Source organism: Kangiella sp., assembly GCF_048265365.1.
Lineage (GTDB): Bacteria > Pseudomonadota > Gammaproteobacteria > Enterobacterales > Kangiellaceae > Kangiella.
In genome coordinates, this window is the sequence record NZ_JBLXBT010000001.1 from 1,907,491 (window position 1) to 1,926,739 (window position 19,249).

Consider the following 19,249-nt stretch of genomic DNA (forward strand, 5'->3'; position numbering starts at 1 on the left):
TCTAAATTCCTCGGTCAGGACTTTTCCAAGTCGCACGAATTCCTTCCTGGCGAAGCAAAGCTTTGGGGACTCCGACAATGACGGTAATAACGTTAATCAACCAGTAAGCCAGCGGATACCAGATCATCCAGTAGTAGTATCTACCGAGTCCCTTATCATAAGAACTGTCAATAACCAGACTAACGGCAAACTGGAGCAAGCAAGTCATTGCCAGCATGACGCCATTCCAACCAGGAACGATGGTGCCGATATGAAAAGGTTCAGGAACATTAACGACCAGTCCAATAGCCCAAAGAATAATGATTCCTGCTACTACATAACTCCAGACCGCACTGGTGATATATTCCGCTGCGACTATCCACATGCGACGGCTTCGCCATTTAAAAAGCTGCTTAAAATATCGTTTAAAGACTTCCATTCCTCCCTGTGCCCAGCGCAGCCTTTGTCGCCATAAGCCCGCGAAAGTCTCTGGCATCAAAATCCAACATAAAGCATTGGGCTCATAGCGAACTTCCCAGTGATTCAGCTGCAAACGCCAACTAACATCGATGTCTTCAGTAATCATGTCAGTAGTCCAATAGCCAATTCTATGCATGGCTGATTTTCTAAAAGCCGAAACTACGCCAGAGACGGTAAATATTCGACCATATATTCTTTGTGCGCGTTTGATTAAGCCAATTATTGACGAGAACTCGCCTACCTGAATTTTGCCTAATAGCGTTGAACGATTTCGGACTCTTGGGTTACCGGTAACAGCTCCTACACGTGTTCCGCCATCATTAATGAAGTGGCTAACCAACCAATGCACAGCGTGCTCTTCTAAAATGGCATCACCATCAATACCCACCAGGTATTCATGTTTCGATAACATCGCTGCCATGTTCATTGCCATGGCTTTACCCTGATTAGATTCAAGGTGAACCACTCTCAGGTTTTCAAACTCTTCACATAGCTCATCAAGCACTTCCCGAGTATTATCGGTACTACCATCATTAACAGCGATAACTTCAAAGTTGGGATAAGTCTGATGGAACAAGCGCTCTATGGTTTCTCTGGCTAAATCGCCTTCATTAAAACATGGCAATAAAATGCTCACACCAGGATAACTGTTAAGTTCCGGAGGCTCTGAATATGACCTTCCGCCTGCATGTTCCCAGTGAAAGCGATAATAAATGGCGCCGATCATCCAGACATAAGCCATGAATAAGGGATAATAAAAAGCGAATGAGAATAATGACTCCATAAAACTATTCATTGGTATTTACCTCAGAGGGAACCGTACTCAGCGAGATACCTTTGATGATGGTATTAAGTCGTGGATGATCATTGATGAAGTCATCAGGATAATAAGCAAAATGAATAAACCCTTGTCGCATAAGCAATTCCATTTGTTTTAATAACACCTTGTCACTAATTTTCGACTGAGTACGCCAATCTACCGTCTGCAACTCCAGAACTACCTTGCTTTTGTTGGGCAAATTACCAATATGCTGAAGCAGTTGCTTAAGCCATTGCGTCGGCTCTTCTGCTTGTTCCATGAACGGCATCGCCATAACTGCGGTAATATCATAATTATCAGTAAAACTAGACAAATCTTGTGCATACCAGCGAGAGGCCTGAGGATTGATAATTGGCTGAGAGTATAGGTTGCGTGCCGTCACGCTTGAGCCGTTGTAACGCTCCAGAATTGCTGCTAACTCATGAGTGAAGTCAATTAATGCGTTTGTTTTGATACGAGTCCACTGATCGATCGTTGAGGGAGCACGCAAGTCATCTATTGAATCAAAAGCCAGGCCATGACGTCGATAATAATCCAGCGCTTGAGGGCCAACATCTTCAAAGTCAGTCAGCAAAGCATCATCATGAAATAAAACACCTGACACATAACTGTAACGAGCAAGATCCTCATAAATAGTTTTAATGGTATCTTTCGCTTGTGGAGAGAAAATGGATAAGCGTTGATAGTTATTGCTTGACGGTACTACCTGACCATCGCGCCATTCTTTAACGCCGTGTTGTAGGTAAAAGTCATCACCTAAATCAAAAGCGGAGACAGGCATCCAGGCAAAAACTTGAACGTCAGTGCGTGTTTTCAATTGCCAGGCAACTCGATTAAACAAATCCGCCTTGACCGGCATAATACGGTTGGGGAAATACAAAGCAGAAGCATTACCGTCACCATCTTCATCAGCAAAAGCCTGCAGATAAACATGTGAGACCTTAAGCGCACGAATGCGATCTAATAGTGCACTCAAGTTGCGGTGTTGTTGCTCTGGGTCTGGATCATAAACATAATCCAGATCGATATGCACAGCTCTGTGTGGGGCCTTATAGTCATAAGGCTCAATTGCGGTGCTGATATCTGCATCAATCGGATTATCGCTGACCAGGAAGCGTTTTATATGCACATCATTATCAACAACAGTATTAGCACCCTTCTCAAGTACCAATGACTGAGTAAAGCCAACATCTTGAGCTATTTCCCAGGTCTGGCCGCTATAGCTGCCGTAAGGCCAGACAATGGCCTTTGGAGCAACGCCGGTGTGCTTGCTGATCAATTCAAAACTGGTTTTAAGATCATGCTGAATACGCTGCTGATAGGTTAGCTCTGACTCATAGTCAGTTCCATTGAAAATACGCGTCGTTGCTGCCGGTTGTGAGTTACCTTGTGGGTTGCCAATCACACCCTGATGAAGATTATGGCTGTGTGATGCAATTTCAACCAGGCCAGAGTCTTGCATCTCCCTGACCTGCTCCCAAGTTAGAAACTCATTGGGAGACTTTAGTACTTTGCCATATTGAACAGACTCGGAGCTTTCAATCCAGCTGGTTACCAAGGCAAAAGTAGCCGGGTAGTTATAGAGTTTAAGTATCGGATAAATTTGCGTATAGAAGCTACGATAGCCGTCATCAAAAGTCAGATAGACAGCTTTTTCTGGCAATGGTTTTTTGCCGCTTCTGGCGGCAATGATGTCATCAAGGCTTACCACCGTATACTCATTGTCCTTCAGCCACTCAAAGTGTTGGATTAAATTGTCAGTAGTTACTAGCCCGCTATCTTGATGCAGACTCTTAATAGGGTGTGGCGTGACATCGTGATAACACAGCGCAAAAAATTCAGACTGTTGGTCAGCTGATGCGAGGTACGACGCAGTCAGAATAACACTCAAAAGCAACTTCTTAATAAGGCTCATAAAGTTACACCATAAGTTAAATTAAAGACGGGGCCATTTTCGGTTTGCCCGTCATAAACTTGTTCGCTATAACCAATCGAGTAATTAAGAAATGAACGTTTGTTCAGTTGCCATTGATGCTCATAGGAAATTCCCCAGATAGCATCTGATGAAAATCCTTTTTGTTGATAACGACCGATTTGTAGATTAAGCCCATGCCATAAATGAGTTGGCGCATGTTTATAGAGCATTCTGAAATAAGAAACATCTAGCGAAACGCTTAACGCAGAGTCTGGATTGAAATACAAACGATTGGTATCCGCACTATTGGTTTCGCGATACAGAAACTCTGACAGGGTCAAGCGCTGCTCATAATCATGTAGTAATGTTTGTGAGCCAGAAAGGCTGACCGTTTGGCGTTGATTGCCGTCGGAGAAATCCGAGCGTTGCCAGGCCAAAGAGTAAAGGTTTCGCTCATCATGACGATAGGACAATGACAGCGCATTCAAGTCCCCACTGACATCGCTAAAGAAAGCTCTTACCGGAATCTGCTTATTGTAAGTCTGATGCCCCAGGTTCAGGCTAAAGTGATCATCAAAAAAGACAGTGCTACTGATCCCTCCTTCAACATTATTAAGCTCTTCAATCTGATAAAGCTCAAGCTCGGTATTATGAAGCTTGCTCTGATACTGAGCGCCAAAACCCAAAGCGCTAACACTTTCACTCACAGCAAAAAAACGGGAGTAATTTATTTGTGACTTGGCAAACAATCGCCAATGATCATTCAGTAGCGAACTATAAGCAGAAAAAGCATAATTACGATCTTTACTCGAAAAGTTCGAACCACTGCTATTGGCCAAAGAAGTGGAGAAATATAGCTTAGGGGAAGTAGCAATATCATAATCAGCTTTTAATCGAGAAACTGGAAGCGTTTCGGGGTCGTTTAAACTTTCTACTGCTTCACGAGCCTGCGCAAACTGACGCTCTGCCATATGATTATAAATCCTGGATATTTCAGCTGGCTGATAATTACTGTCAGTAGCCTGAACCATATCAAGCTGCTGGTTAGACTCCTCAACAAACCCACGCCAACGCAATACATCGGCATAGTTTTTTCGATATTCATTATTACCCGGTGCAGTATTGAGTAGCGTCTCAAGTTGAAATTGTGCTTTTGCTAACTGATTGATAAAAGCAAAGTGCATTGCCTGCATTAAACGTGCAGATGGGAAATCAGGATTAGAGGTTCGACGCGACTTGTCAGGACTGTAAATCCATTGCGGATTGTTATCCTCGATGTGTTGCAAGTAAGTCTCTGCAGGGTCGATATAACCACTATCAAGGGCTGCGTAATAACCTGCTTTTAAAGCTTCATTATTATCTATAGCTATCTGTTCATTGCTAAAGCCTGAGTCCATAAGCTCATAGGCCTTTAATGATTGATATTGTGCTTGATATGAATCAGCTAAAGCGACCATGCCATAATCTGGCATGCTCGATTGATAGTCCAGCGTGCTGTGAGCAAGTTGCAGTACCTGTTCATGCTGACCGGACTTATTGAGCACTAATAATCGATCAGCATACGCCATTGCTATGACCTTCTTGTCGCTTGAAGAAAGGTTTTCTAACTGTTTTAAATAAGCTGAATTTGCTTCAAGCGCCTCATTGATAAACTTAGAATTTAACTGTGCTCGTGGATCTCTAGCTATTCGTCTCACGGCTTTAGTGTTTTTGATTGAAGCCAGCTTAAGCCAGTCATCATCTTGATATATCTCTGGCTGCTGCTTCATAGCCTTCTCAGCAGGCTCAATAATTCCCAGCTCAAGCAAGTTAAGAGTCTTGAGCCTGACAATATCAGCCTCATCAGAATTAAGGGCAAGAATTTTATCGTAGGTACTGACTTTTTCTACGGCTCTGGCCTGTTGCTGGTTATAAAGATAGGCCAGCAAAGACAAAGCTTCTTCATGTTCAGGGTGTGCTTCAAGAACATTTTGTATGCTTTGCTCTGCAATATCCCACTGTCCTTCCCGGATATCTAATGCTGCCAATCCTAACTGAGCATCGACATAACCGGGGGATTGAGCCAGCGCCTGCGAATAGATCTCTCTGGATAATGCATAGTTTTGAATTTCGCGAGCAGATAGCGCGACAACATTGAGGGCATAAGTTGGTAGGGCTATATTTTGCAGGTTAGACTGATAGAAACTAACAGCCTGAATGTAGCGTCCACTCCACCCCAGCAAGGTGACATAGTCCGCTAGAAGCCTTGGCTGTTGAAACTCGCTCTCAATAGCTAGCTCATAGAGCTCAATCTGCTGAAGCAAAGATGGGTAATCAGACTTGATACGCTTAGCCCAGAGGTCATAATTGGACTCTAGAAGACCAAGCGCTAAATCTTTATCTTTCAACCATGAATTTTTACGACTTTCCTGGTCAGTGTAACTTTCCTTTGTAGAGCTTTCGCCACCTTCCAGTGAGCTTTGGCTCTGATATGCGAATACTGAATGTGAAATAAAGGAACTCACTGCCAGTGCAAACACTAGCTTTTTAAACAATGCGCTATCCCAAGATTTTATTATTTAATGCAAGCGTGCATCTTAATTAATATGGATGCGCATCACTACAAAAATGTGAGCTAGATCAAAGATTTTTTCGTGTTTTTATGAAGTTAAAAAATGAAATTGTAAAGCAAACTGACAAAGTCAAAACTTTTTTAATTCTCGAATATCATCAATAATGGCTTGTGGGTCATAGGTCTTTATCATTTCTACAGTATGAGCGCCAAAACTCACCCCAATGCCGCCCATTCCTGCTCGTTGCGCCATTTCTAAATCAAAAGTAGTATCACCAACCATAATAGCCTGTTCAGGCTGAGTCTTTGTATGGGCCATGAGTTTATGCAGCATTTCGGGATGCGGTTTACTTTGAGCCTCGTCGCTGGCGATAGTAACATCGAACATAGACATCAAACCAGACTCGTTCAGCACTCGGTCCAGACCATGACGCGCTTTACCGGTTGCGACCGCTAACAGGTAGCCTCGGCTTTTGAGATGCTCAAGCGTATCCTCAGTGCCTTCAAACAAAGGACTAGGCGTTTGGTCACCTTCAACATATTGATAACGATACTCTTCGGTAATCCAGTCATGATCGTCCACTTCCGGGAACAGACGGAGGTAACATTCACCCAAGCTCAAACCGATGATACCGCGCACATCATCAACCGATGGGATCGGCAACTTTAAATTAGTTGCGGTGGTTTGCATGGCTGAAACGATACGTCCTGTTGAATCCATCAATGTGCCATCCCAGTCAAAAACGATTAATCGAGTTTGCTTCGCTATCATCGACGTAAATACTCCAGAGTTTTCTGTAAATCTGCGGGAAGTGGTGCTTCGACCTTAATGGCCTTGTCGTCCGGGGTCACCTTAAACGTTAACGAGTAAGCGTGTAAGAATAAACGGCCTGATAAGCCCTGACGCTTAAATTGCTCAGTCACTTCATCATTTCCATACTTGGGATCGCCCACCAGCGGATGTCCTGCTTGTTGAGCATGAACACGAATCTGGTGAGTCCTGCCAGTTACAGGTTCGGCTGACACCAGACTAAAGTTTTTGAAAACCTTAACCACACTAAAAGAAGTTAATGACGGTTTGCCATTTTCAGTGACACGAACCACTCGCTCGCCTGACTTTAAATGGTTCTTCGCCAATGGATAATCAATATGCTTAAGTTTGGCTGGCCATTTTCCTTCCACAAGCGCCCAATATTGCTTGCTCATTAGTTTTTTCTGCAGTTGTTCGTGCAGGAAACGCAGCGTGCTACGCTTTTTGGCTATTAATAAACAGCCTGAAGTATCACGGTCAAGCCTATGAACTAGCTCCAAAAATGGTGCTTCAGGCCTTAAAGCTCGCAGCGCTTCAATCACACCGAAGCTCATTCCACTACCACCATGAACCGCCATGCCATGCGGCTTATTCAAAACTATCAAACGCTTATCTTCATACAAGATGGCGTTTTCGAGATCTTGAACAATGTTCAGATTGACCGGCACTTCGGTTGTGGTGTTAGTAGTTTTAACGGGAGGAAGACGAACTGAATCGCCTTCTTTAATTTTGTATTCGGCCTTAATTCGCCCTTTATTAACTCGAACTTCACCCTTCCTCAGCATCTTATAAATGTGGGACTTTGGTACGCCTTTGAGTTTTTTGAGCAAAAAATTATCGATGCGCTGACCGGCTTCTTCAGTCTGCACTTCAACAAATTGGACTTTTGGACGGGATTCACTATTCATCGGGCGCAACTATACCTGAAAACATGTCAAATCAATAGCTTAAAAAAACAAAAGATTGCCCTGCATATATAAGCAGTCTATAATGCGCTACAGAGCTACACGCTCAAAAAGAGCGCCTGGTGTCGCTCCTTCCACCTCAACTAGCTAAAGCTTTACAGTTAAGCAGGCAGAAATTGAGGCCAACGGAAGCAAACAACACCTTATATGAAGGTATTAAATCAGCACATAGCGTTAAACAACTCTAAAACAAGAGATGGAAGATGCGAAGCTGAGATACCATAAACAGCAGAAATGATTTTTTAAAGCCGGTCACCGGAAAATAGCAGAATTGTAGAGCAGCTCATTTAATGCGTTTATACGATAAACGTTAAAGTTGCTCGGTTAGTTTGGCTTCTTTTGCGCACAACAAGCGGTAAGACGTGAAATAGCCAAACAGGAAATAAACAGGTTTAACAGTCAACTTAGTGATGAAAAGACAGTTTAAGAAACTAAACTTACAGAAATTCACACCCCAAACCCCTTGCCCTTAAAAGGCTTGACGGGTTTTTAGACCCTATTCCTAATATTCTTGCTAGCTCTTCCTGTGTCCGCAGAAATTGAGAGTTAATAACAAATGAGACGTATGTTGATTAACGCAACCAATCATCATGAAGAGTTGCGTGTTGCGCTGGTAGATGGCCAGCGTTTGTATGATTTAGACATCGAACTAGCAGGAAGAGAACAGAAAAAAGGTAACATCTACAAAGGCAAGGTCACTCGTATCGAGCCCAGCCTTGAAGCCGCTTTTGTTGACTATGGTGCAGAACGCCATGGTTTCCTTCCGCTAAAAGAAGTAGCCCGCGAATATATGCAAAATGCCCCATCGCGCGGCCGCCCTACAATCAAAGAAGCCTTAAAGGAAGGCCAGGAAATCATTGTCCAGATTGATAAAGAAGAACGTGGTAATAAAGGTGCAGCCTTAACCACTTCAATCAGTTTGGCCGGCAGCTACCTGGTTCTTATGCCGAACAACCCTCGTGCCGGTGGTATTTCTCGTCGTATCGAAGGCGATGAACGCACCGAACTTAAACAAGTTATGAGCCAACTTCCGGTACCCAATGGTATGGGTTGTATCGTTCGTACTGCAGGTATTGGCAAAAGCCTTGAAGAAATTCAGTATGATTTTAAATACTTGATCGATACCTGGAATGAAATCAAGAAAGTTTCTACCACACGTCCTGCTCCATTCTTAATTACTCAAGAATCAGATGTTATTACGCGCGCAATTCGTGACTATCTACGTCCTGATATTGGTGAAATTATTATTGACCGCCCAGAAATTTATGAACGAGTCAAAACTGAACTGCAGAGCAAGCGTCCTGACTTCGTCAGCAAAGTTAAACTGTATCGTGATGAAATCCCATTGTTCAATCGCTACCAAGTTGAAAGCCAGATCGAAAGTGCTTTCCAGCGTGAAGTACGCCTGCCATCGGGCGGCTCTGTGGTATTTGACCAAACGGAAGCCTTGCTTTCTATCGACATCAACTCGGCTCGCGCCACCAAAGGCGGCGATATCGAAGAAACAGCTTTACACACGAACGTGGAAGCGGCAGAAGAAATCGCTCGTCAATTGCGTTTACGTGATATCGGCGGCCTGATCGTTATCGACTTTATCGACATGGGCCCTCCTCGCAACCAACGTGAAGTTGAGCGAGTATTGAAAGATTCTGTAGCCCGTGATCGTGCGCGCATTCAGATTGGTCGTATTTCTCGCTTCGGTTTGCTTGAAATGTCACGCCAGCGCTTGCGTCCATCATTGGAAGAATCCAGTCAGCACGTTTGTCCTCGCTGTACCGGTTCCGGTGTTATTCGTGGTACCGACTCACTCGCTCTATCGATATTACGATTGATGGAAGATGAAGCGATGAAAGAATCGACTGCTGAAGTTCAGGCTTTAGTCCCAGTTGAAGTAGCAACTTTCTTATTGAACGAAAAACGACGCAAAATCGAGCAGATTGAGAAACGTCAAAAAGTTCGCCTAGTGGTTGTACCAAACCCATACCTTGAAACACCTCATTATGAAGTGCTTCGAGTTAAAGCGGGTGAAACACTGGAAGATAGCAGCTATAGTTTAATTGGTGATGCTCCTGAAATTGAGCTGGTTAGAAGTAGTAAACAACCAGCCCCAGTAAACGACCAGCCAGCTCTAAAAAGTATTAAACCGTCTACGCCTCCTCCTGCGCCGAGCAAACCTGCCAAGAAGAAAAAGCCGGGCTTATTCGCACGTCTTTGGGCTTCGTTGTTTGGTGATGACAAAGACAAGAAAAAGAAGAGCTCTCAGTCGCAGAACAATCGCGGCAAGTATGATCGTAATACCCGCGGTCGTAACACTCGCCATCAGGGCAAAAAGCGTACCAACCAGAAGGGGCGCAACCAGAACCAAAATCAGAATAAACCTCAGCCGCAAGAGCAGAATGATGATAAAGACAATAAGGTTCAGCAGAAAACTGGTGGTCGTCCGCAGAAAAAGCAAACTGACAAGCCACAGAAAAAGCAGGCGAGTCAAAAGCGCGAGCAAAAGCCGGATCAAAAACCTGAACAGAAAAATGAGCAGAATAGTGTTGTAGAACAGCCTAAAACTAAACGTCCTCCACGCAAAACACGTGCAGAGCGTATGGCTGAAGCTAAACAGCCAAACTCCTCAGAGCAAGGCCAACAGCCAGCTGCAAAGCAGGAGCAACCACAGCAAGCGAAGAAGCCATCTGTGCGCTCAGCGATTAAAGGTAAAAAACCTCAGGACGACTCTGTAGAAGCTAAACCGGCTGCTAAGAAAGAGAAAGCAAGTAGCGATAAGCCAACTAAAGACCAGTCAAAAGATAAAACGGTTAAAGAGCGTACTCCGAAGAGCAAAGCTCATGCTGAAGATATTATGGTCTATAAAGCTCACAAATCTTTAGAGCGCAGTGTTTCTGAAGTCATGGGCTATAGCAAAGATAAGAAAGAAGAAAAAACTGAAGCAGCAAATGATGCTCAAGTTGAACAGGTGCAAGAACAGGCTTCTACTGCAAAGGCAGAACCTTCAACGGAGCAACAAAAGCCTCAAGCAACACAAGCTCAGAATGAAGCAGTTGCAACCAAGCTTGATGCTGAAACAGTTGAGCCGTTTGTTAACCAGGAAGCTGAAACTAACAAACCAGAAACAGCTGCAAGTGAGGAAGCCAAGCTTGAACCAAACAAGCCTGAAGAAAGCAAATCAGAAGAAGCTAAGCCGCAATCACAAACTACTGAAAGCAACGAGAAACCAACAGCGAAAGCTGATGACGTTGCGACTGAAGTTGTAAAACAACCGGCTAAGCCACACGTAGCGACTCATGCTTCAGCGCCAATGGCTAAAGCTGTTAACCACGAGTCAGTAGTATCTGCAGACTTCGCACCAAAACCTTATCAGTTCTCTGAAGGTGATGTGATTACAACTGATATTGAAGACACCAGTGACAAACATAGTAATAGCCCTGCAGCAAAAACCAGTTCATTGAACTAAGCTTGTTGCTTGATTGCAATTGCTAATAAAAAAAGGAGGCTTAATCGCCTCCTTTTTTTATGCTCAGTTATTTATCTATATATTATTTGTTATTGTTCCAACCGGAACATGCCCTGCTCTATGACACCTTGCTTCTTCTTGATATGAAAAACCGCTCCATAGTCTGACTCATCCAATTGCACTTCGGTATTAGCTGGTAGCGACTGCCCTGAAAAAGACACATCAAAGCTTCCGCCAAGCGCTACTACTATTGCAGGTGTTGTATTCGAGTGACCAACGATGGCGATAGTCTTACCACAATATTGAGTATTAATAACCTTAACTAAAGCCTCATTATCGCGCGGGTCATAAAGATGAACATCAAAATCATAACGCGAAGCGGATGGTGCTATAGTTTGCTTAGTACGTTGATAGTCTGTACTGAACCCAACATCAACCTGTGCCATATAGTCTGTTTCAGCTAATGCTAGTGCCATCTTTCGACCAACTTCATTTAGCTCAGGATCTTTGTGCACAACCTCTGCTTTAGGCAAATGACGCATGACATAAACATCGTAGTTATCACAAAGGTTAGATTTATTAGAAGCTTCATTCGCATATAACGAACTACTAGCGAATAAGCTCGAAGCAAGAATGGTTATTGCAAAGCTCTGCATACAGACCTCTATAAGTTATCCAGGAAAGATTGATCGAGCACTTCGACACCCAGCTCTTGCGCTTTCTTTAATTTACTTCCTGCACTTGCTCCAGCAATTAAGGCGGTTGTTTTGCTGGATACCGAACCAGAAACTTTAGCGCCTAAAGCCTCCAGTTTTGCTTTGGCTTCAGGTCGACTGATTCCCTCTAAAGTTCCAGTAATGACAAAAGTCTTACCTTTCAATGGTAATTCATCATCGGATTTCTGTTCTATATCAGGCCAGTTTACACCTAAGTCCTTCAGCTCTGCAATCTGCTCCAGGTTTTCTTCATTATCAAAGAACGCACGTATATGATGTGCGACAATTGGACCAACATCTGGAACGGACTCCAGATCTTCCTGACTGGCTTTGATAATGGCATCTAAAGTTAAAAAATGATGCGCAATATTTTTAGCGGTGACTTCGCCAACTTCTCGAATACCTAATGAATATATAAACTTTGGCAGCGTGGTGTTTTTGCTATGCTCCAAAGCATCAATTAAATTCTCGGCAGACTTTTCCCCCATCCGATCAAGAGCTGCAATATCGTTGGCCTCAAGTCGATAAAGATCACTGATACTTTTAATCATGCCTTTTTCAGCGAAAATCTCAACCAGCTTATCTCCGAGGCCATCGATATCCATAGCTTTACGCGAAGCAAAGTGCTTGATGGATTCTTTGCGTTGCGCTGAACAAACTAATCCACCGGTACAACGAATGGCTGCTTCACCCTCTGTTCTTTCAACCGACGAATGACACACTGGACAATGTTCTGGCGTTATAATAATTTCTGCTTTAGAGGGGCGCTTTTCAAGAATGACACTAACAACTTGAGGAATAACATCACCCGCACGTCGAATAATAACGGTATCACCGATACGAGCATCAAGGCGTGCGATTTCATCCATATTATGTAACGTAGCATTACTGACCGTGACGCCACCGACAGACACCGGATTAAGCCTTGCCACCGGTGTCAAAGCACCGGTGCGGCCAACCTGGAAATCCACGCCAACCAGCTCAGTTATTTCTTCTTGAGCAGGAAATTTATGTGCAATTGCCCAACGTGGAGCGCGAGCAACAAAACCTAACTCTTCTTGCAGATCTATTGAATTTACTTTATTGACGACACCGTCAATTTCATAAGCAAGGGAGTCACGCTTTTCCGCTATTGACTGATGGTAAGCCAAGCAACCTTCAGCACCTTTAACCACTTTAATTTCACTGCTAACAGGTAGACCAAATTTTTTAATCTGTTCCAACCGATCGTAATGAGTATCCGCAAGCTTAAAGTCATCGGATACCAGGCCCATCGAATAGGCATAGAAAGACAGTTGGCGTTTAGCAGTAATAGAGGGATCGAGTTGGCGTAAACTTCCGGCAGCAGCATTTCGAGGATTAGCGAAGGTTTTACCACCCTGCTCTCGCGCTTCACCGTTCAAAGATTCAAACACTGACTTTGGCATAAACACTTCACCACGAATTTCAATGCGCTGAGGAATCTGTTGGCCACGAAGTCTTAACGGGATAGCACGAATCGTCCTAACATTTAAAGTGATATTTTCTCCAACGGTTCCGTCACCTCGAGTAGCGCCACGAACAAGCTGACCGTTTTCATACAACAAACTCACTGCCAAACCATCTAGCTTTGGCTCGCATACATATTCTATTTTGTCGGTGGCTTTTAAACGATCCTGAATGCGCTTATTAAAACTGACTAACTCCTCATCGCTCATTGCATTATCAAGCGACAACATGGGCAGTTCATGCGTGACTTCCTGAAAACCATTATCAGGTTTAGCGCCAACCCGTTGCGTTGGCGAATCTGCTGAAACCAACTCTGGATGCTCAGATTCGATCTGCTGAAGTTCGCGTAACAAACGATCATATTCAGCATCAGGAACAGAAGGATCGTCTAATACGTAATATTGGTAGTTATAATTATCGAGGGTAACGCGTAGCTCGGCTACGCGCTTTTCTAAATCAGACATCTTGTGACTCATGACTATCGTCTATGCAGAATTTTTGGGGAAGTGATTGTTGCGTGGCTATTGTTTATTCAATAACTGGCGACGTTCAAACTCACTGATTTGTTCTTTATGGTGGGTTTCAATCTGACGACTGAAATTACTGCGACTGCCATCAAGGATGCGTCCACCAAGTTGTTGTGTAATTGCCTGCGCAGTTTTAACCATTAACTCATAAGCTTTCATAGGTTTTGACGGGCCAGGAAGAGTCATGAACAAAGCCAAACCTTTTGAGGACAAATTATCAATATCATCTAAATCAAAAATGCCTGGCTCGAAAGCATTGGCCAAACTGAACTGAACCGCACCGCGACCATTGGCTTGTGCATGACGATGGAAGATATCCATATCACCATGACGCATACCTTGTTCAACAAGAGTCTGCACAAGTTCTGGGCCATGATAGGGTTTATCTTGAGAAGCAACGACGTATAGTGAGAAAATTAACTCGGGTTCCACTTCTACTGCAGGAGCTTCTTCTTCTGGCTCTTCAAAAAGGGAGGTTTGCTGTGGTTTTTCTAGCTGAGACTCCTGTTTATCCGCGGCTTTCTTCTCGGACTCTTTTGCCGCCTCACGCTTGAAGTGCTCACTGGTAAACTCAAACAGAGCATCATCTAATACTGGGACACTCTCTTCATCAATAATGGGATCTTTATGCACTTGTTCTTCATTGAGCGGTTGCTCTGCTTGCGTTTGCTCGACCTGCTCTTCAGAGACTGGCTGAGACATGGCCTCAGTTTTATTTTGAACAACAGGTTTTGAGCGGACTGAATCTTGCTCAGACTTCTCACTTTTGCCAATTACCCGAACTTGTCCTATACCATCAGGGTCATATCCAGCACCATCATTATGCTGCCCCAAGCGCTGCTCATATAGATCACGCTCAACCTTTTCTCTTCTGACTTTACTGCGACGCTTCGCATCAAAATAAATAAAGCCAATGATAATTAAGCCTACGATTATCAGTAATAAAGTGAACTGCCAGTCCATCACTTCACCTTTTGGTTAATTGTAATGTTTTGTTATGAAGCTGCTAATGCTGCAGCTTCTTCTACGTCTACGGAAACCACGCGTGAAACGCCTGGCTCACTCATAGTAACACCTAATAGATTATGCGCCATTTCCATCGCAATTTTATTGTGGGTAATAGCTATAAACTGCAACTGCTCGCTCATCTCTTTAACCAGATTAGCATACCGCCCCACGTTCGCATCATCCAATGGTGCATCAACCTCATCCAGCATACAGAAAGGTGCTGGGTTCAAGCGGAAGATAGAGAATACTAATGAAATTGCAGTCAAAGCTTTTTCACCGCCTGATAATAAGTGGATAGTTGAATTCCGCTTACCCGGTGGGCGCGCCATCACGGTAACACCAGTATCGAGTAAATTATCACCCGTAAGTTCAAGATAAGCATGACCGCCACCGAAAACTTTCGGGAATAACTCTTGTACGCCTTTATTCACTTTATCAAACGTTTCTTTGAAGCGAGTACGAGTTTCATGGTCAATCTTGCGAATGGCGCTTTCCAGCGTTTCCAGTGCTTCAACCAAATCTTCATGTTGCGCATCAAGATAGGTTTTACGCTCTTCTGCGGCTTTAAACTCTTCAATCGCTGCTAAGTTGATAGCACCAAGACGTTGAATCTTGCCGGTAATATCTTCAATCTCGCTGATCCACTGCTGCTCGTTAGCCTCTTCCGGTAATTCTTCAAGAAGAGTTTCTACATTGGCTTTAGCGTCAGCCAAAATCTCGGCTTGGGTATTTTGACGAGTTTTAGCTTCCTGCCAGTCCATGCGTAATTTTTCCAGACGAGAACGCACACCCTGAGCTTGCTGCTCGGCTTCGTGACGACGACGCTCAAGCGAACGCATTTTATCATCCACTTCTGCTAATTTATTACGCGCCTGTTTGAGCTCTTCTTCAACCAGCAAGCGTTTTTCTAAAGCCTGCTCAAGTTCAATCTGATAATCTTCTGTAGGGTCTTGTTCAGAGCTTAAACGGTTTTCTAGCTCAACTTTACGTGATGTTAACTCACCAATTTGTGAATTAACACGCTCAAAACCAGCGCGGGTCGAGTTAACTTCAGCTTTAACCGCACTGACCCGAATCGCCAATTGGTGCTGTTCATCTTTAACCTGACGAGCTTGTTGGCGCTTGGCTTCAAGCTGGGCGCGTTTTTCTTCACGCTGCGTCGTCATCTGTTCGCGACGCTGATTATCATCAGCCATACTGTCCACCATCAACTCTATCTGTTGACGGCTTTTTGATAATAATTCTTCATCATCTTGCAGCTGTTGCAAAACATCGCGCTGCTCTTTCTGCAAACGCTCTAAACGATTTTTGGCTTGCTCAAGTTTGGCTTGTTGCGAACCTACTTTCGCTCGTAGCTCGCTATACGTACGACTAGCTTGTGCCAATTGAGATTGCTTTGATTGCCACAATTGTTCTTGCTCAGAAAGTTGCTCGGCCAAACGCTCCTTGGTTTGCTCAAGCTCTTCCATAACAGCTTCTTGCTGCTCAATCTTTCCTGCCAGTTCATTAAGCTCAGCTTCGCGCTCAAGAATACCAGCGCCCTGCTCTGACTGCTTGGCAACACGTAACCAGCTTTTGCCTAACCACAAACCATCTTGCGTAATAACGGACTCATCATCGCCAAGCTGAGTACGAATGTTCATGGCTTGCTCTAACGAATCGGCAACTTTAACTTTACTAAGCTGACTGGCTAATGCGTCAGCGTTTTTAATCTTGCTGTGTAAAGTATTCGGATGACTGCCACCAGAACCATTGCCTGAAATCAGAATCAACTTACCGCTGGCCAGCTCAGTTAGAGAGTTGGCAAATTCATGACTATCATTGACCACCACCGCTTCAAGGTATTCACCGAGAACAGTTTCTGCGGCAAGCTCCCAACCAGAGTCTACCGAGATGTTTTGCGCAAGACGAGACTTACTGTCCAGACCCTGTTGTTTTAACCAGCTAACCGACTCTTCACTTTGCCCGCCCAATGCTGCACTCTGCAAGGCTTCTAAAGAAATCTTACGCGACTCAAGGCCACGTAATTCTTTGCGAGATACTTCCAGCTTCTGATTGTGTTCACGTTGTTGTTGGCGGATCTGGTTGATTTGCTCAACCGCGTTGGAAACTTCTTCTTCAAGACGCTCTGACTGTTCTTCTGCAAGGCTTAATTCTTTAGCTATTTCAACCAGGTCATTTTCCATTGGGCTGGATTCTTGCTGATTAATTTCGGCACGGATATCTTCAAGACGTTTGGTGTAGCGTGCGATGTGTGACTCAAGATGCTGAATACGCGTTTTTTCGACTTCAGTTTTTTGCGCATTAGCATGAGCCTGTTGATTGAACACATCCCAGTCTTGTTGCCACAAACGCATGTCTTCTTCCATGTCCTGCAACTGTTGCTGCTGTTCTTCGACCTGTTCAGTTTTGAGCTCTAAATCTGGCTCAGTTTGTAACAGCTCGGTCATCAATTCTTCAAGCTTTGACTCATCAAAACGTAATTGCTCACGCAACTTATCCAATGAGCTTTGAACTTGCGCTTTATCTTCCAGCAATTGTGATTTTTGCTGGCGAGCATGCTCTATAGCTTGCTCAAGGCGCGCAATATCGGCACCAATGCCATAAAAACGACCTTGAACTTCGCTATGTGCATCAGTTAACTCAATGTGCAGTTCGCGCGATTTTTCGATTTCACTGTCTGAATGACGCTGATCAGCAATTTTAGCCTCGACTTCAGTTTCCATTTTCTGGATGGCATCATCGAGTGCTTCAATTTTGCTGTTAAACGTCTGCCAGCGAATCGCAGCTAACTGAGCTTTCAGCTCACGCTCTTCGGCTTTGTATTCTTTATAACGCTGAGCAGAAGTTGCCTGACGCTTCAGATGTGATAACTGCTTACCTAGTTCGTCGCGCAAGTCAGTTAAACGATCAAGATTGTCGCGAGTATGACGAATTCGGTTTTCAGTTTCTTTACGACGTTCTTTATATTTGGAAATCCCAGCGGCTTCTTCGAGGAAAATTCGCAACTCATGCGGTTTAGACTCGATTAAGCGCGAGATCATGCCCTGCTCAATAATCGCATAACTGCGCGGTCCAAGACCGGTTCCAAGGAAAATATCAGTGATATCTTTACGACGACAGCGGGTTCCGTTTAGAAAGTAGCTCGACTGAGCCTCACGGTTAACCATACGCTTGACGGAGATCTCGTTATAGTTAGCAAATTCACCTTGCACAGTGCCGTCTGAATTATCAAATACCAGTTCAATACTGGCCTGACCGACGGGTTTACGCCCCGTGGAGCCGTTGAAAATAACGTCTGTCATCGCATCACCACGAAGGTTCTTAGCGGAAGACTCCCCCATTACCCAACGCACAGCGTCAATAAGGTTTGACTTACCACAACCATTAGGGCCGACAATCGCGGTCAGGTTGCTCGGCAAGGATACCGTGGTTGGATCTACGAATGATTTAAAACCTGCTAATTTAATTTGTTTTAATCGCATCTATTTTATTCGTCTATTTTTTAGTCAAAAACCAAGGCCAACATGTTAATTACCTTGGCAAGATTTTAATTGTATGAAAGGCCCTGTTACATTTGCAGGGTTATAATCTAAAGCGTTTAAGTGTAAATTATTTTAATCCAATAAGCACACAGTATAAGTAAAAAAATCGACATGGCACAAAACACTTTTCATGGCGCTCACTATCTCGCCGACGGATTCCGCATGTTAACCCAAAAAGGGCTCAAGCGATATGTCCTGATCCCCTTAGTAATTAATTTAATATTACTCTCTACTGCATTGATTTTATTAGTTTCCCAGGTTTCTGAGTGGTCACAATGGGTTGAACAGACCATCGCCAGCTGGGGAGCCTGGGAATGGCTGGGCACAGCCCTTGCCTGGTTGATGTGGCCAGTGGTAATTATTGGTGGTATTTTGTTCGTTTTCTTCTTCTTCGCCATGCTGGCAAACTGGATTGCAGCTCCTTTCAACGGGCTGTTAGCCGAAGCGGTAGAAAACAGACTTCATGCAGCTGCTGGCAATGAGGAAAAGGTCTTGCCAGACCAGGGCTTCTGGGCCTTGGTTAAAGATATCCCTCGGTTATTTGGCCGCGAATGGACCAAGCTCAAATACTACATCCCCAGAGCCTTGATCTGCCTTCTAATCCTATTTGTACCATTAATAGGTGCACTTGCTTTCCCTTTCATCTGGTTTATTTTTAATGCCTGGATGATGTCGGTGCAATACGTCGACTACCCAATGGATAACCATAAGGTGCCATTTCAGGATATGCTCAAAGCCTTGCAGCAAAGACGTGGCGGAACCTTCGGCTTCGGCGCTATGGTCATGCTGATGACCATGATTCCTTTTATTAATTTACTGGTCATGCCGGCCGCTGTCTGCGGCGCCACCAAGATGTGGTATGAGCATTACCGCCAAGATATGCTAGGTAACACTTCTCTGAATTCATCCCTAAACAAAAGAGTCTGATAAAAAAAACGCGCCACATTATGTAGCGCGTTCTCGTGTTAAGTGGCTAGGAGA

11 protein-coding genes are annotated in these 19,249 nt (G+C 44.1%); 2 read left to right on the forward strand and 9 right to left on the reverse strand.

All coding sequences use genetic code 11. From position 1 onward, the window contains the following. Nucleotide 1: 1 nt before the first annotated feature. The 5 genes from pgaC to rluC form a co-directional block, all read right to left on the reverse strand. Nucleotides 2–1,255: a poly-beta-1,6-N-acetyl-D-glucosamine synthase gene (gene pgaC, locus ACN0VI_RS08840; RefSeq protein ID WP_331889900.1), complete on the reverse strand. Its 1,254-nt coding sequence runs from the start codon at nucleotides 1,253–1,255 to the stop codon at nucleotides 2–4. After that, a complete protein-coding gene (gene pgaB, locus ACN0VI_RS08845) occupies nucleotides 1,248–3,194 on the reverse strand; it encodes a poly-beta-1,6-N-acetyl-D-glucosamine N-deacetylase PgaB (protein ID WP_417446484.1) in 1,947 nt (648 codons plus the stop codon). The genes pgaC and pgaB overlap by 8 nt, the downstream gene beginning before the upstream one ends. Next, on the reverse strand, nucleotides 3,191–5,728 hold the full coding sequence (gene pgaA / locus ACN0VI_RS08850; protein ID WP_417446485.1) for a poly-beta-1,6 N-acetyl-D-glucosamine export porin PgaA: 2,538 nt from the start codon (nucleotides 5,726–5,728) through the stop codon (nucleotides 3,191–3,193). The genes pgaB and pgaA overlap by 4 nt, the downstream gene beginning before the upstream one ends. 147 nt (nucleotides 5,729–5,875) lie before the next feature. Beyond that, nucleotides 5,876–6,517 carry an HAD-IA family hydrolase gene (locus ACN0VI_RS08855; RefSeq protein WP_331889906.1) on the reverse strand — a complete coding sequence of 214 codons (642 nt, stop codon included), beginning with the start codon at nucleotides 6,515–6,517 and terminating at the stop codon, nucleotides 5,876–5,878. Further along, nucleotides 6,514–7,464 (reverse strand): 23S rRNA pseudouridine(955/2504/2580) synthase RluC, encoded by a 951-nt coding sequence (rluC, locus tag ACN0VI_RS08860; protein ID WP_417446486.1) that lies wholly within the window; start codon nucleotides 7,462–7,464, stop codon nucleotides 6,514–6,516. Before rluC ends, ACN0VI_RS08855 begins: the two co-directional genes overlap by 4 nt. 613 nt (nucleotides 7,465–8,077) lie before the next feature. Here rluC and rne point away from each other — a divergent pair. Next, a complete protein-coding gene (gene rne / locus ACN0VI_RS08865; protein WP_417446487.1) occupies nucleotides 8,078–10,984 on the forward strand; it encodes a ribonuclease E in 2,907 nt (968 codons plus the stop codon). A gap of 89 nt (nucleotides 10,985–11,073) precedes the next feature. On the opposite strand, the gene ACN0VI_RS08870 is transcribed toward rne, so the two are convergent. Genes ACN0VI_RS08870 through smc form a run of 4 tightly spaced genes read right to left on the reverse strand, consistent with a single transcriptional unit; the run spans nucleotide 11,074 to nucleotide 18,208 of the window. Then, nucleotides 11,074–11,640, reverse strand: a complete 567-nt coding sequence (locus ACN0VI_RS08870; protein WP_331889912.1) for a histidine phosphatase family protein — start codon at nucleotides 11,638–11,640, stop codon at nucleotides 11,074–11,076. Between the two features lie 8 nt (nucleotides 11,641–11,648). Beyond that, nucleotides 11,649–13,664, reverse strand: a complete 2,016-nt coding sequence (gene ligA, locus ACN0VI_RS08875; protein WP_417446488.1) for an NAD-dependent DNA ligase LigA — start codon at nucleotides 13,662–13,664, stop codon at nucleotides 11,649–11,651. 45 nt (nucleotides 13,665–13,709) lie between these two features. After that, entirely contained in the window at nucleotides 13,710–14,678 is a 969-nt protein-coding gene (zipA, locus tag ACN0VI_RS08880; protein WP_331889916.1) for a cell division protein ZipA, read from the reverse strand. 32 nt (nucleotides 14,679–14,710) lie between these two features. Continuing rightward, complete coding sequence (gene smc / locus ACN0VI_RS08885; RefSeq protein ID WP_417446489.1) at nucleotides 14,711–18,208, reverse strand: chromosome segregation protein SMC; 3,498 nt, start codon at nucleotides 18,206–18,208, stop codon at nucleotides 14,711–14,713. Nucleotides 18,209–18,379: 171 nt separating this feature from the next. Between smc and cysZ the strand changes: the two genes are divergently transcribed. After that, a complete protein-coding gene (cysZ, locus tag ACN0VI_RS08890; protein WP_417446490.1) occupies nucleotides 18,380–19,195 on the forward strand; it encodes a sulfate transporter CysZ in 816 nt (271 codons plus the stop codon). Nucleotides 19,196–19,249: the final 54 nt, after the last annotated feature.